Below are 13,250 nucleotides of genomic sequence, written 5' to 3'. Positions count from 1 at the left end.
TCCACAGAACGAGAGATTTGGGAATACTTTACAGATTGGCGCGTAAAAAGAAGAATTGAACTATAGTTTCAAATCTAAAAGTTCAAAAAAAGGATATTACAAATAAAATAGAGATTTACTTACTGCGGTATGTATTCCCTTATGTTGGCACAATATGAAAAAAAAAGTATCGATTCTAATATTTTTTATTTGTGCAAACATCGCTTTCACACAAATTAAACTTACCGAAACAGAAAAACTTGCAACAACAGCCAAAATTTGGGGCTTTTTGAAATATTATCATCCCGAAGTGGCCGAGGGAAAATATGACTGGGACGATCAATTATTTAAGATTTTACCAAAAGTTTTCAATGTAACTCATAAAGAAGAAATGTCTCAAGTCTTTATAAACTGGATTGAAAGCCTTGGAGAGATTAAACCATTGAATATAACTTTCTACTAAATGCACAACGCCATAAAATCACCATTATGACTTCCTCCCATATGTAGGTACCGGTCATAACTATCTATTCATGTTAGGATTTCGGTGATAATCTAAATACCTTTTCTATATTATGACGACCTTTTAAAATATAATCACCAATATACTCTAATTGACTTGATTTACCCAATAGCTTATAAAACTGATTGGAGTAGAGAATATCTTCCCTTATTTCCTTACAAAGCATGCACAAGCGCGCCCCTGTATTTAAAACATCGCCATGAAAGGCAATATCTCTTTTATAATCGCCCACTTCGGCAATGGCTACCGAACCATAACTGACCCCGACCTTAAAGGTGGGCATCAGACCAAATTCCTTTAAAAATTTGTCTTTTGCCTTAAAAAGTGAATTGTTAAAATCTTGATAGAGGTCAACACAGTGTTGAGCGGATTTTGCGTTGGAGACATTCCATGTAAGAACTGCTTCGTCACCAACGTATTGATAGACCTCTGCATTGTAATTTTCTATGTGTTCGGTCAGAAGTAGAAAACACTCCTGTATCAGTCTACTGTATTTTAAATGGCCAATATCCTCGGCGATGGTGGTAGACTTATTCAGGTCTAGGAACATAAAAATACGCTTGTCTTCCTTGGGTCTAAAGTAGGTTCCCATAATAATATCAAAAAGATTCGTCGAACCGAATTTTCTCGCAATCTGAAAGTAAAGGCTAAAGTGAAAACTTACTACAAAAAAGTAAATAGTATATGCCAAATTCAATGATTGACCCAGGTATTCATAATGTGTATTTACTGCTGAATTGGGGCTCGGGGGCAGCCATTCCCTAATAATTTCGGAGCCGCTCAAGTGAAGTACATAAATAACCAAGAATTGAATTATAGCCTTTATCAGCACCAAAATAGCAAAGGGATACTCCCTTATTAATAATCGAGTAAGCAATACTTCGCTAATACCAATAAGCAAACAATACAAACTGGTAAAAGGCACTACCACGGTTAAAGTATACTCAAAAAAAGGTAGCCAATCACTTTTGTGAAAGACTTTGATATTTATGACGACATCAAAAGCTATAATGCCAATTAACCACATAAGCATCAAAGAAAACAATCTAATGATTTGCTTCTTCTTCATAATTGGATAGCGTAAACCTATTCTTTTACTAGACTCTAAGAACTCTTAAATCTTTATTCAAGATCTTCCTTTATAGGAGTATTTAACCGATCTGTTCTATATAGAAAAGTGATTTCTTTATTTTCATAATTAGTATAGGCATTAATTAGATTCGATTGTGCCTTTTGAGCCATCGCTTGCGAATCCAATAAATCGGTAAGATTACTCAATCCACTGTCGTAATTATCACGATACACTTTTAAGTTCTCTTCTGCCAACGCTATATTTTCTAGGGCATATTGAATTTGCTCATGAGCATCCAACAAATCGTACCAACTTTGGGTAATGGCAACTTTTAGTTGGTCAATGCCGTCGTTTCGGTTGTTTTGAACGATTTCTTCTTGAATCTTTTCTTGTTTTACTTTTTGTTTACCGCTTCCCCACCAATCAGAGATTGGTATACTCAACGTGCCAAATGCCAAGCCCGAAAATTGGCTTTCTATCGAATTATCAAAAGATCCTAACTCAAAGGCGGTAAAACCTACGGCCAAAGAAGGTAAAAGGTCTGCCTTGGCCATTTTAGTGCGAAGTTTACTTGCAGTAATCGACTTTTCAAGAAGTTCGTAGTTGCTATTGCCCGAAAGATTTAAATCGGGCTTCGTATACTTTAGTTCAGGAGGGGTCATATTCTCAAAATCGGCATCGGCTCTCATCTCAGGGGAATAGGAAACTCCTACATAAAGTGAAAAATCGAGTAAAGCCAGTTTACGCATATTCTCCAATTTACTTTTGTTCAATAATAGCTCACTACGGTTTACTTTCACTTGTAATAACTGGTTCTTGGCAATTAAACCCGCTTCGAGTAAATCCTCTTGCTGTTTCAACAATTCGTTCAAATAGTCTTCATTGGTTTCCAACACTTTTTGCTGCTCTTGTAGCTGTACCAGTTGCCAAAACTTTTGCTCCGTGACCAATAACACTGAATCTACCGCTTGCCCGGCCCTGATTTTCGAAGTTTCCATTTGAAGGTCTGCCAAAGCATTGGAGTTTTTGATTTTTCCGCCGGCATAAATAACCTCGGTGGCCATGGCGCTGGCGTTGTACAGATTGTCTATACCATTCGGTAAAAAACCTTCGATCGGACTAATTATGTCGCCCGGTCCATATAAACCAATGGCGGTCGCCTCAACATTCGGAAAATAGTTGGCAATCATTTCACGTTTGAACGCCTTCGATTTCTCAATGGTCAGTAGACCGTTTTTTATAGCATTACTATGCTTAAGTGCTGCTTCTTTACTAGCCTCTAAACTTATTGTCTGCTGGGCTAATAAGCTATTGAGGCTAAAGAAGAGCATCGCTATCAAGGTCAACCCCGATGCTTTTTTTAAAATTAAAAAGGGTGAATTTATATATATCATTACTACTTTTCTTCTATTAAAATTCAGCTATTGTAAGGAGCCTATATTTTTGGCCTTAGATGTTAGATGGTTCTTCTTCCCATTGATCATGGTTGCTTCATCATTGATGTTTTTTTCTTCATCTTCTTTTCTAAAGAACAACCAATACAATACGGGCAAGACAAAAAGGGTCAATACCATTGAAAACATGAGTCCAAATGCGATGACGGTGCCCAAAGGTCCCCAAAGACTAGAGCGACTCGCGATCATCGGAATAACGCCTACTGCTGCTGCAGAAGAGGTTAAGAAAATAGGGCGCATACGTCTCTCGGCAGCAAGTATGGCGGCCTTCTTTACACTATAGTTAAATTCATGACGTAGCTCATCTGCGTAGTCAATGAGAATGATACCGTTTCGAACAACGATTCCACATAATGCCAAGAGTCCTAAGAATGAAGTGAAACCAAATGGGTATTGCATTAAAATCAATCCTAAGGCAGCTCCAAAAATGCTTAGCGGCATGGTGATAAAGCTCAATAGGGCATGCATAAAACTTTTAAAATGCCATAGTAGAATCAAGAAGATTAAGGCAATACTTAGCATTAAGGAAAGCCCCATAGGCTTGTTATTCTCTATTTGCAGTTCGTATTCACCTCCGTATTCAATTCTGATATCTTCGGGAAAATTTATTTTATTGATGTGAGGTTGCATTTCTGCCAGTACTTCGTTACCGACCGCATCTTTGGTAATATCTACCCTAACTGTCAGACAGCGCAAACCGTTTCTGTTCACAATTTGCTCTTGATTCCATTCCGACGAAATATCAGCTACTTGGCGTAGGGGTACGGTACCTCGGCTCTGCGGAGAAATTATAGAGAGTTGCCTAAGGTCCGATACCTTCTGATGATGCTGATTGTCGCTCTTAATCTTTACATCGACTGTATATTTATCATCCCAAACTTCCGTAGCTTTCAACCCGGTAGTATTCACAGCTATTGCATTGCCGATGGCCCTATTGTTCAAACCTAACCGTGCCGCTTCGTCGTGTTTAACCTCCATTATCACCACCTCTTTCATATCACCATAATCGGTTCTGCTCCAGAGGGTATTTGGGGTTGCCCGCGCAATATTTATGATGGTGTCTCCGTATTTTTTTAATTGTTGTATGTCATTGCCATACAATCGAACTTCTATAGGTGCATTGGTGCCTGCCATGTCGAGTTGCTTCATACGCAAATAGGCATGCGGATACATATCTGCATACTTTTCATCATAATCCCTTAAAACCTCTTCGGTTGTTTTATCGCTGCTGGTAGTGACCAATATTTGGGCATAGGTGGTGGCGGGTAAATTGGGAGCGTATAGGGTATGAAAACGGGGCGAACTTTGGCCAATAAAACTGGTGTAATCTTCTATGCGCTCATCAGATGCCAATCTTTTTTCCAATCCCTTGACAACCTTAGCCGTTTCTTCTAAACTATGCCCTTGTGCCAAGCTGATTTCAATAGAAAACTGATTGCGTTCTACTTTAGGAAACAACTGTTGACTAATACCGCCAAATAGAATAACACCAACAATTACCGCCCCAATACCAGAAAATACAGTTAGTTTATAGTGTTTCATTGCCATATTCACCGTCTTGTCAAAGAAAGCCTGTAAGCGATCTAACATCGATTTTTTATCGGCTTCTGTTTTCTCTTCCGTATGGGAATGCAATCCTTTTTTGATGAACAAAGAATTGATAAAAGGAACCAATAGTACCGAAATGACCAAGGAAAGTGTTAGTGCTATGATGATTACATATGGGAAGGCACTAATAAAATCCGACGCCACACCTTCCATAAAGAATAATAAAGGATAAAATGTAGCCGAAATGGCCAAAGTAGCTGTAAAAACGGAAGGGAACAATTCTTTGGCACTGCTTACGGCCGCCTCCGGAATAGACATACCTTCGTCCAACTTTTCTACATAATTATCGATAATCACAATGGGGTCGTCCACAACAATGCCCAGAACTACAATTAGGGCCGCCAGGGTAACCGTATTCAGCTCGATACCCATAAAGTACATTAAAGCTAAAGTGGCCGCAATAGTAATCGGTATGGTGGCAGCTGCTACCGAAGCTACCCTTATGGGCAGAAGAATTAAGGTTACGATAATAACACCAATCAATGCATACCCGAACTCTTTCATGAAATGTGAAATGGAATGGTCTACGACTTCAGGTTGATTGGCAATTTTGGTTATTTTTATGTCATCGGGCATTTCTGCAAGTATGAGCTCTAAACGCTCATCTATTTCTTCCCCAAATTGTACAATATTCCCTTTTTTGGCCATTTCTAAGGTAATGATCATGCCCTTAGTGCCATTAATGGTCAGATAAGAATCTGCATCGTCATATTCCCTTACCACTTTGGCCACGTCTCTTACACGGATGATGTTGCCATTCTGTTCGGTTTTGATGGCTTGGCGGGCAATATCGGCTTCGGTCTTAAGTGTTGTTTCTAAATAAATAGGCCGTTCCTTATGATCATCCTCCAAGGTTCCAGATGCAACTACCGCACCCTGATTTTGCAAACTCATGGTAATTGCTTCAGGAGTGATACCATAGCTTGCCAATTTATCTTGGTCAACATAAACGGCTATTTGTTCCGTTAAGCCCCCAGAATGTGAAATTTTTGCAAGATTTTCGATTTGTCTGAATTCATCTTCAATATCCTCGACGTGGCGTTGCAAATCTTTGTAAGGTCGGGTTTCAGATTGCACACCAAGGATCATTGCCGCCGTGCTACCAAAATCACTATTGACCATAATACCTTGCACTTCCCTTGGGAGTTCCATTTGTTGAAAAATGAGAACTTCCGACTTCAATTTATTCCAGAATTGCTGCGTTGCATTGTGGTTGATTTTATCGGAAACCTCCACGTAAATAAACATCAACCCATCTTTGGAATAAGAATAAGTTTTGGTCTTATCAACTTCGTTATAGGCAAATAAAAACTCTTCTACCTTAGAGGTCAATTCCTCTTCTACCTTTTCGGAAGAAGCCCCGGGATAAGATCCAATAATTAGCCCTTGGCGTATGGTAAAGTCGGGAAATTCGTTTCTGGGCATGTTCAACAACCCGTAAATTCCTACTATGAATAGACAGGCCGCCAATGCTATAGGAAAGGTGGCATTCTTAAAGGCCCAATCTATGGCTCCGCTTTTTTTCTTCATCGTCTTTTAGCTTTTAGTTAGCGTCGTTCATAATTTCTACGGGCGTGCTCTGGATAAGCTTGTGGTAACCGGAAACAATTAATTTTTCTCCCTTGCTCAAGCCATCTTCGATGGCAATACCGTTGTCGTATAATTGACCTATTTCAACGTAGCGCCTTTCTGCTTGGTCATTGTTGATCACATATACAAAATGTTTACCGTTTTCCGTTACGGCAATAGATTCTGAAGGTATTATCAAGTTTTGCCCGTTCTGACTTTTGTCCTTTATAGTATTTTCAAAAGTGGCTGTACAGGCCATGCCAGGTTTAATGGTTTTGTTCTCATTGCCAAGTTGTACGTAGGCGGTATATACGGGAGAACCTTGATTGGCTTGAATAGAAATTTCATCGACCACACCACTTACCGAGTAATTGGCCAAAGAAGAAATTTTGACCACGGCCGTATCTCCTTTGCTCAAATTGTTTATTTCGTCATCGGGGATAGGAATAACAGCTTTTACCGCTTTAATATTCACGATTTCAACAACGGGCTGACCAGGTTGGGCCAAATCGCCAGGTTCCATCAATTTATCGCTTATATAGCCATCCATAGGAGCATATATACTGGTATGACGTACATTTTGGTAGGTCATTTTTGCGGCGGCCTTTGCCTGTTCGTATTGCGATTTGGCCTCTAACATTCTGATTTCTGCAATACTCCCTTTGGAGTATACTTCGTTAATACGCTCAAAATTTTCTTTTGCCAGTTGTTCTTGCGAACGTAGCTGCTCGTATTGACTGTTGTAGGTAGTAGGGTCTATTTGGGCCAGAAGCTGGTTTTTCTTAACAAAATCCCCAATTTGAACAGGAATCTTAAGCACCGTTCCCGATACTTGAAAACTGGTGTTTACCGAGGCTTCGGAGGTGATGGTTCCACTATATTTCAATCCCTTTTGAGTAACATTAGGTTGTTCCGAACCAACATTCAGTACCCTTACCTTGATGACTTTGGAGGTTTTCTGGTGCACCTCTTCTCCACAGCTTACTAGTATTAAAAAGGGCAGTACAAGTAAGAGGTATTTGAACTTAAAATTAAAGCAACTGCCTTCTGTTTTGAACATGGTTTCAAGTATCATATTTCGGTAAATTTCAAATTTAAGAGCGCAAAATTAGGCTGCTTAAGGTCTTTTTTTCTGGTAAGATGTAAGCCAATTATGGTATTTTTAGAACATAATAGCGGTAATGGGCAACGATTAACCCCGTCTACTGGCACAAATTTTTTTTTCATGGAAGATATACCCCAATTCGGACTCCCCGAATTTTATAAGGAGATAGGAATTAAAAATACCGATGACAATCAGGCGTTCTCGGTTTTTAAGTCCGATGAAGTTGGTGATGCCCTCAATAGTGGTAATCCATTTAGAAATGTGAATTATGCTATCGGCCTTTTCAACTCTGGGGAAGCCGAAATATCCATCGATTTTAAATCCTTCAAGGTCAGGTCTAAGATGATACTTGCCGCTAGTCCGGGGCAAGTAATAACTTCCATGAGTGATGTCTCCGATGGGTATGGGATTATATTCAACAGAGATTTTTTGACCAGACAAAAATCGGAACAATGGCTAAAATCGCTACCCATGTTCCACCGTTTCAATGTAGAACCCCTGATTCCGATTACGAATGAAGCGCACAGCGAACTTTTAGACGATTTTGAAAAAGTTTGGTTGGAGTTTCATTCAGAGAAACGCATGAAATACGATGCTTTAGAATCTCTACTGATTTTGATTCTTGTGAAGTATGCCCGTTTATTTGAGTCCAGTCAAAAGGTAGATATCAGTAATCAAAGGCAGCATATTTTAAAGCTGGAAACACTTATTAACGAACAATTTAAAGAACACCGAAAAGTAAGCTACTATGCAGAGCAAATGTGTATGACTCCGCAACATCTTAATCGAATTACCAATAAAGTGGCCGGTAAGAGTGTCAGTGATTTGATCCATGAGGTCTTGATTATAGAACTTAAACGGTATTTGGTTTATACGGATATGAGTAGTGAAGAAATTGCCCATCACTTTAATTTTCATGACAATTCTTATTTTACCAAAACCTTTAAAAAAGCGGTAGGCGAAACGCCCAAAGCGTTTAGAGGTAAGCAAGGGAATTTTTAAAATGTTCTAGGTACTAATTCAGCTGAAATCGCTCTAAACTCTCATTCTTTTGAGTGAAACTTTTAAATGTCATAGGGTATCTCTCATTAATGCTCCAAGTGGTCTTTGTTATTTTTTGATAAAAGTCGATTTGTAAGTTGTATCGGTAGTCTGTATTCTAGTTTAATAAATTCCTGTGCTCAACGATGAAATATCAATGTGTAGCCTTCCCTAAAAATGTAGCCTTACCCCTTTTTCTTCAAATGGTAATTCAGAAATAGTAACTTAGCGGAAAGTTCAAAAAAAGGATGACTGAAAAACATTTTTTTAAAATTTTACAAGAAAAGACAGAAACGGTATTTCACCAAAGTGAAGTTTATAAAAAAAATAAAGACAAAAATTGGTTCTATTCGATTTGTAATGGACCGATACTCAGGGATAAACCGATCATCTTTGGATTGAATTGGGGAGTAAGTAATAACCTAAACTACGAAGGTCACAAGGCGCAAAAAATATATCCAGAGACTATTGATACAAATACATGGAAGTTTAAGTCACATGTAAACAGCTATCTGATTAAATATTTTGGATGTTCCTTTGATGAAGTTAATTACAGTAACCAATGCTTTTTTAGAACTCCAAAAGAGAGATTTTTAAGTTACCAAGATTGGCGCGACGCACTTCCCTTGTTCAGGGAATATGTGGAGTACATAAACCCACCCTACCTAATTATGTTGGGAAGACCCAGGTACATGAACAATAAGGAGCTTAAAGATTATAGAGAAATTGGGCATTTGCCCGAAGGTTCAAAGAGAAGGTCTTATGTTCGCTTAGGAACCCTCTTTGATAAATACAAGTTTGGCTCGGTTCCACATAGCTCTGCCCATATTTCACCTGAAACACATGATGTACTTTGGAAAATATTAGAAGAAAAGTTCAAATAAACGATAAACTATGAGACATATTTCAATCGTTCTGTTTTTGATTTTAATTGGTTGTAAGAACGAAACCAAGGGCATAAATGAAATCGGAACTGAAAACCAGTCTGAAATGACGACGCAAACCGAGGATGCCACTGTCAAATCCGCTACTGAAATGTGGGACGACTTTATCGAATCATATCCTGAATTTAAAAGCGATTCAATACCTGAATCGGACTTTTTCCACAACAATGAGGAAGATGCAAACCGGTTGGCTGGATTGACTCTGACCGGAAAAAAGAGAGCTTCATCTGGACTTTACAGCTTATACAAAAAATACAATGCTGATTTACCCATTGTTGGAACAAAGCAAATAGTGACAGACTTCAACGGAAATGCAAAAGCGATTATAGAAAATATAAGCGTCGACACAATTCCATTCAACCAAATATCCAAAGAATATGCTGAAATGGATATGGGAACTGATGTAGAACCTCTCGAAAAATGGAAAAAAGCCCATTGGGACTTTTTTGAAAGTTTTTTAAGAGAAAGTGGAGAAAAACCAAGCGAAGAAATGCTGATAGTGGCAGTGGAGTTCAAAAAAATATGGCCAAAGAAGTAAATGGCGTAAACGGCTCCTGTGAAAAGCTATAGTCAAATTAAAAGTTCATATAAACGATGAATATAGATTTATGCTATCGAATAATTCAACAATTCGACTTATCCAACTCAGAGAAAAAGGAACTCGCAAGTCTACTTTTGAATAGAGCATTTGTAAAAGCTTTTGATAAGGAACAACACTTTCTTGAATGGGCCCAAATAGACTTTAAGAAAAGATTGATGAAAATTAAGAAGAGAAACCAAAGCCACTAAAATTCAATAAAACAATAGTGGATAGCCTTTGTCCGAATGTGCCTATCACCAAGGTAAAAAATGTGCGACCTTCCATTAGCCTTAATAGGGCGTGACCCGGATGACCCATAATTCATCCATTTACCTACCGCATTTGTTTTTTTTCGTAATTTGGTGAAGATGTAAAGCTTTACTACTAGGTTTGTTAAGTAAGGTCCTACATCTATAGAGGTTATAAACGAACAGGTAGATACCGGAGTACGAACAACCATGGAAAATAAACTAAAAAAGCAGCTTCATGAGGCCATAGAAGAAACGCTCAAAATATCGAATAGGCCGCTGCGTCCGAGCGAAATAGCCGACATGATCAATACTCTCTCACTTTACGAACGAATCGACGGACATGCAGTCACAAGTGGCCAAATTTTGGCCAGGGTCAACAATTATTCAAGACTGTTCGATATCACCGACAATCAGATTTACCTGAAGCATTGGGAAAAGTGATCTGTCAAAGAACAATGAGCAGTATCGATTCACAAATTCGAAGGAACCTGATGGGCAAGCGCCTTGAGAAAGAAGGAAGAATATTAGAGGCCAAAGCTCTATATGAAGCCAACATTTCCGAAGGTTTTGAAGGTAGCTTTCCGTATAGAAGACTGGCCATGCTGTATAGGAAAGGCAAATCCATTGATGAAGAGATCAGGGTCCTAGATAAAGCGGTGTCAGTGTTTCATAACCTCGCAGGTAGCGGAAGAGAGGACGTTCAACAGAAGCTAAATGATTTCAGGGAACGTTTTAAAAAAGCAAAATCGCTTAAGTCTAGATAAATTAGGTTCGGAATTTTTAGAAAGAATATGCCAGATAGATTTCACCGGCACAACAAAGAACAGCTTATAATGTTATTTACATAAATCAATGAGATACTTAGTGACTCGACCTATTGCTCACAAGTATATTGAATAATATAAATTCTATCCACAAAACGAGATTGATATAACTGAACTGCAGGAAAGTCCAAATAAACTTGTCCTTTTCAAATTGGAACAATATTATTGATTGAATATAGACATTCTGTGGAATTAAACCATATTCCAACCTGCAAATATGTTTCTAGTAAAAAAGGCCAGGTGCACCTGGCCTTTATAGGGGGATAGAAAATAACTTCAACCATCCAATAACTAACACTAGTTTTTAAAAACACTAACAAAATAAGAAAAATCTTCCATATGTTAATTTTTTTAACATATTTATTTTTTAGGCAAATTTCATTTTAGTTTTGATTAGGAAACTTGTTAAAGTAATCCTTTCTGTAAAATGCTTATTACGGACTGTAGCCTTCCCCGTTTTCTACAATTGATAATTCAGAAATAGTAACTTTGTGGAAAGTTCAAAAAAAGGATGACTGTAATAAAAGACACAAAATACAAAAAAGCATTATTAGTCGAATTGATAGAAGTTTATGTTGAAAAAGGTCATTCTATTCACATGCTTGTTGGTAAGCATTTAGACGATTTTGATCGTAACGACCTTGAAGGAAAATTAAGAGCTGAAGGTATCGATACTCAAATAGTGAAATCAAAGTTCAAATAAATAATTAACACAATGTCGAAGTGTTGCAATTGAAAAGTTCAAAATTGATCTATTTCTTAGTTCGCGTATAATAATAACCTGGTCCGTCACAGAGTAAGTATCCGCCATTGTATATTTCCGATTCGCTTAGAATACTAAAGTGTTCCACCAAGGAATTTCCACAGGATTGGATAAGGTAACTGTCATCGGAATAGTTCAACTTAAGATAATCATTTCCACCCGAATTTACCGAGTCATATTTACCGAAAGCAGTGGAAGTGCTATCTTGATATACTCTTTGCTTGATAAAGGTACTATCGGGGAAAAATTCGATAGACTCTCGAAAATCTAATTCTTCCTTATCCAATATTTCCCCGGACATCCCAGAATTCAAGGAAGTGAGCTCATAATACATTTCCATTCCAAAATGAGCCGTTTCGCTGGAACTTGAACAAGAACACCAAACAGTTGCAATGACTAGCAATAATGGTAATCCTCTCATTATTGTTTTTATATTAGATGTACAAATTATAAGAGGGTTGCTTTAGAATAATAATAAATAGCTGCACTTTAATAGGTGCCTACCTATAGATGGAAAGCTCAAATAAAGGATTTGTAGATTGAAAGAAATGCACTGCCCAGTTTGTCATTCACAACTAGAATTTAAAGAGGTTACCCCATGTGATGAATGTGGAGCAGACGACTTTGAAATAGACCAATTCAAAGAACATAAGTATCATGAATATGTACTATATCATGGCTTAAGACTAGTGCTGTGCGATTTTTGCGATGTAGATTTTGGTTCATTCAATCCAACTTATTTTGGATTTCAAAAAGGGAAAAGAATAGGTTACGAAGATTTCCAAATAGTTCGAGAAATCACAGATATTAAAATGACCAAGGGTAAGTTTTGCCCCAAGTGCAGTTATAATCTACCATTTCTTAAATTCGTAATTGAATGCCGAGTTAAGAACTCCAAGTAATAACCAAAGTTCAAAAAAAGGATATTCAGGTATCTTAAAACAAGGATTAGCATGCTTTTTGTAACTTTACTTTAAAGCTAGAAAGATGAGCACAGCAGAATTGAACAATACTAAGAAAGAACTCGTCGGATGGATAAAATCCTTAACCGATGATTCTTTGGTGAGCCTGCTTAATTCGGTCAAATTATCGAGTGAAGGCAAATCCATCGACTGGTGGGATGAGCTTACGGAAAGCGATAGGGTCAATATTCTAAGTGGCATTAGGGATTATCAACAAGGGGAAACCCTCGATTCTAATGAATTTTGGAATGGTCTAGCCAATGGATAAAACTCATAAGGTCATTTGGACCAAACGTTCACTATCCAATGCATTGGCCATTAAGGCTTATCTGATCAAAAAATTCAGCAAGAAAGAAGTGGTCAAATTCAAAAGACTGCTTAGACAATTCGAACTTACGGTATCCAACTTTCCCACCCTATATCCTGAATCAAGTGCTCAAAAACTTTTGCGAAGGGCAGTTATCCATAAAAACACCACCGTGTATTATATTTTCGATAAAAATCAGGTAATTGTAGTTGCCATGAAAGATAATCGGCAAAAGAAACCGAGCAAATAAAAGTTCAAAAAAACGATT

15 protein-coding genes are annotated in these 13,250 nt (G+C 37.8%); 10 read left to right on the top strand and 5 right to left on the bottom strand.

What is annotated here, in order from left to right; genetic code table 11:
• The first annotated feature begins 154 nt into the window (after nt 1-154).
• Nucleotides 155-442 (top strand): hypothetical protein, encoded by a 288-nt coding sequence (locus BIZ36_RS20120; RefSeq protein WP_187459658.1) that lies wholly within the window; start codon nt 155-157, stop codon nt 440-442.
• Between the two features lie 73 nt (nt 443-515).
• Here the strand turns inward: BIZ36_RS20120 and BIZ36_RS20115 are convergent, their stop codons facing one another.
• Genes BIZ36_RS20115 through BIZ36_RS20100 form a run of 4 tightly spaced genes read right to left on the bottom strand, consistent with a single transcriptional unit; the run spans nt 516 to nt 7,280 of the window.
• Entirely contained in the window at nt 516-1,571 is a 1,056-nt protein-coding gene (locus tag BIZ36_RS20115; RefSeq protein ID WP_187459657.1) for an adenylate/guanylate cyclase domain-containing protein, read from the bottom strand.
• A 53-nt stretch (nt 1,572-1,624) separates the two neighbouring features.
• A complete protein-coding gene (locus BIZ36_RS20110) occupies nt 1,625-2,968 on the bottom strand; it encodes a TolC family protein (RefSeq protein WP_222937489.1) in 1,344 nt (447 codons plus the stop codon).
• A 27-nt stretch (nt 2,969-2,995) separates the two neighbouring features.
• Nucleotides 2,996-6,166, bottom strand: coding sequence for an efflux RND transporter permease subunit (locus tag BIZ36_RS20105; RefSeq protein ID WP_187459656.1), 3,171 nt, complete (start codon nt 6,164-6,166; stop codon nt 2,996-2,998).
• Nucleotides 6,167-6,179: 13 nt separating this feature from the next.
• On the bottom strand, nt 6,180-7,280 hold the full coding sequence (locus BIZ36_RS20100; RefSeq protein WP_187459655.1) for an efflux RND transporter periplasmic adaptor subunit: 1,101 nt from the start codon (nt 7,278-7,280) through the stop codon (nt 6,180-6,182).
• A 150-nt stretch (nt 7,281-7,430) separates the two neighbouring features.
• Here BIZ36_RS20100 and BIZ36_RS20095 point away from each other — a divergent pair, with 150 nt between their 5' ends.
• The 7 genes from BIZ36_RS20095 (at nt 7,431) to BIZ36_RS20065 (ending at nt 11,653) form a co-directional block, all read left to right on the top strand.
• The gene (locus BIZ36_RS20095; RefSeq protein ID WP_187459654.1) at nt 7,431-8,312 is read left to right on the top strand and encodes a helix-turn-helix domain-containing protein; all 882 of its coding nucleotides are present in this window, start codon (nt 7,431-7,433) and stop codon (nt 8,310-8,312) included.
• Between the two features lie 287 nt (nt 8,313-8,599).
• A complete protein-coding gene (locus tag BIZ36_RS20090) occupies nt 8,600-9,235 on the top strand; it encodes a hypothetical protein (RefSeq protein WP_187459653.1) in 636 nt (211 codons plus the stop codon).
• 10 nt (nt 9,236-9,245) lie between these two features.
• Nucleotides 9,246-9,833, top strand: a complete 588-nt coding sequence (locus BIZ36_RS20085; RefSeq protein ID WP_187459652.1) for an ASCH domain-containing protein — start codon at nt 9,246-9,248, stop codon at nt 9,831-9,833.
• 56 nt (nt 9,834-9,889) lie between these two features.
• Nucleotides 9,890-10,084, top strand: coding sequence for a hypothetical protein (locus BIZ36_RS20080; RefSeq protein WP_187459651.1), 195 nt, complete (start codon nt 9,890-9,892; stop codon nt 10,082-10,084).
• A gap of 342 nt (nt 10,085-10,426) precedes the next feature.
• Complete coding sequence (locus tag BIZ36_RS20075; protein WP_187459650.1) at nt 10,427-10,567, top strand: hypothetical protein; 141 nt, start codon at nt 10,427-10,429, stop codon at nt 10,565-10,567.
• 50 nt (nt 10,568-10,617) lie between these two features.
• The gene (locus BIZ36_RS20070) at nt 10,618-10,890 is read left to right on the top strand and encodes a hypothetical protein (RefSeq protein WP_187459649.1); all 273 of its coding nucleotides are present in this window, start codon (nt 10,618-10,620) and stop codon (nt 10,888-10,890) included.
• 571 nt (nt 10,891-11,461) lie between these two features.
• On the top strand, nt 11,462-11,653 hold the full coding sequence (locus tag BIZ36_RS20065) for a hypothetical protein (RefSeq protein ID WP_187459648.1): 192 nt from the start codon (nt 11,462-11,464) through the stop codon (nt 11,651-11,653).
• Between the two features lie 49 nt (nt 11,654-11,702).
• On the opposite strand, the gene BIZ36_RS20060 is transcribed toward BIZ36_RS20065, so the two are convergent.
• Nucleotides 11,703-12,134 carry a hypothetical protein gene (locus tag BIZ36_RS20060; RefSeq protein ID WP_187459647.1) on the bottom strand — a complete coding sequence of 144 codons (432 nt, stop codon included), beginning with the start codon at nt 12,132-12,134 and terminating at the stop codon, nt 11,703-11,705.
• A gap of 566 nt (nt 12,135-12,700) precedes the next feature.
• Between BIZ36_RS20060 and BIZ36_RS20055 the strand changes: the two genes are divergently transcribed.
• A complete protein-coding gene (locus tag BIZ36_RS20055; protein WP_187459646.1) occupies nt 12,701-12,943 on the top strand; it encodes a hypothetical protein in 243 nt (80 codons plus the stop codon).
• Nucleotides 12,936-13,232, top strand: coding sequence for a type II toxin-antitoxin system RelE/ParE family toxin (locus BIZ36_RS20050; protein WP_187459645.1), 297 nt, complete (start codon nt 12,936-12,938; stop codon nt 13,230-13,232). The genes BIZ36_RS20055 and BIZ36_RS20050 overlap by 8 nt, the downstream gene beginning before the upstream one ends.
• Nucleotides 13,233-13,250: the final 18 nt, after the last annotated feature.

Source organism: Cytophaga sp. FL35 (assembly GCF_014349235.1).
In the GTDB taxonomy this organism is placed as follows: domain Bacteria; phylum Bacteroidota; class Bacteroidia; order Flavobacteriales; family Flavobacteriaceae; genus Euzebyella.
This window is presented reverse-complemented; position numbering and strand designations above follow the sequence as displayed.

What these genes read in the sequence shown, in the direction of transcription:
- BIZ36_RS20090 (WP_187459653.1), top strand. Translation starts at nt 8,600, where the DNA reads ATGACTGAAAAACATTTTTTTAAAATTTTACAAGAAAAGACAGAAACG.
- BIZ36_RS20050 (WP_187459645.1), top strand. Translation starts at nt 12,936, where the DNA reads ATGGATAAAACTCATAAGGTCATTTGGACCAAACGTTCACTATCCAAT.
- BIZ36_RS20120 (WP_187459658.1), top strand. Translation starts at nt 155, where the DNA reads ATGAAAAAAAAAGTATCGATTCTAATATTTTTTATTTGTGCAAACATC.
- BIZ36_RS20075 (WP_187459650.1), top strand. Translation starts at nt 10,427, where the DNA reads ATGATCAATACTCTCTCACTTTACGAACGAATCGACGGACATGCAGTC.
- BIZ36_RS20070 (WP_187459649.1), top strand. Translation starts at nt 10,618, where the DNA reads ATGGGCAAGCGCCTTGAGAAAGAAGGAAGAATATTAGAGGCCAAAGCT.
- BIZ36_RS20065 (WP_187459648.1), top strand. Translation starts at nt 11,462, where the DNA reads ATGACTGTAATAAAAGACACAAAATACAAAAAAGCATTATTAGTCGAA.
- BIZ36_RS20080 (WP_187459651.1), top strand. Translation starts at nt 9,890, where the DNA reads ATGAATATAGATTTATGCTATCGAATAATTCAACAATTCGACTTATCC.
- BIZ36_RS20100 (WP_187459655.1), bottom strand. Translation starts at nt 7,280, where the DNA reads ATGATACTTGAAACCATGTTCAAAACAGAAGGCAGTTGCTTTAATTTT.
- BIZ36_RS20060 (WP_187459647.1), bottom strand. Translation starts at nt 12,134, where the DNA reads ATGAGAGGATTACCATTATTGCTAGTCATTGCAACTGTTTGGTGTTCT.
- BIZ36_RS20110 (WP_222937489.1), bottom strand. Translation starts at nt 2,968, where the DNA reads ATGATATATATAAATTCACCCTTTTTAATTTTAAAAAAAGCATCGGGG.
- BIZ36_RS20095 (WP_187459654.1), top strand. Translation starts at nt 7,431, where the DNA reads ATGGAAGATATACCCCAATTCGGACTCCCCGAATTTTATAAGGAGATA.
- BIZ36_RS20115 (WP_187459657.1), bottom strand. Translation starts at nt 1,571, where the DNA reads ATGAAGAAGAAGCAAATCATTAGATTGTTTTCTTTGATGCTTATGTGG.
- BIZ36_RS20085 (WP_187459652.1), top strand. Translation starts at nt 9,246, where the DNA reads ATGAGACATATTTCAATCGTTCTGTTTTTGATTTTAATTGGTTGTAAG.
- BIZ36_RS20055 (WP_187459646.1), top strand. Translation starts at nt 12,701, where the DNA reads ATGAGCACAGCAGAATTGAACAATACTAAGAAAGAACTCGTCGGATGG.
- BIZ36_RS20105 (WP_187459656.1), bottom strand. Translation starts at nt 6,166, where the DNA reads ATGAAGAAAAAAAGCGGAGCCATAGATTGGGCCTTTAAGAATGCCACC.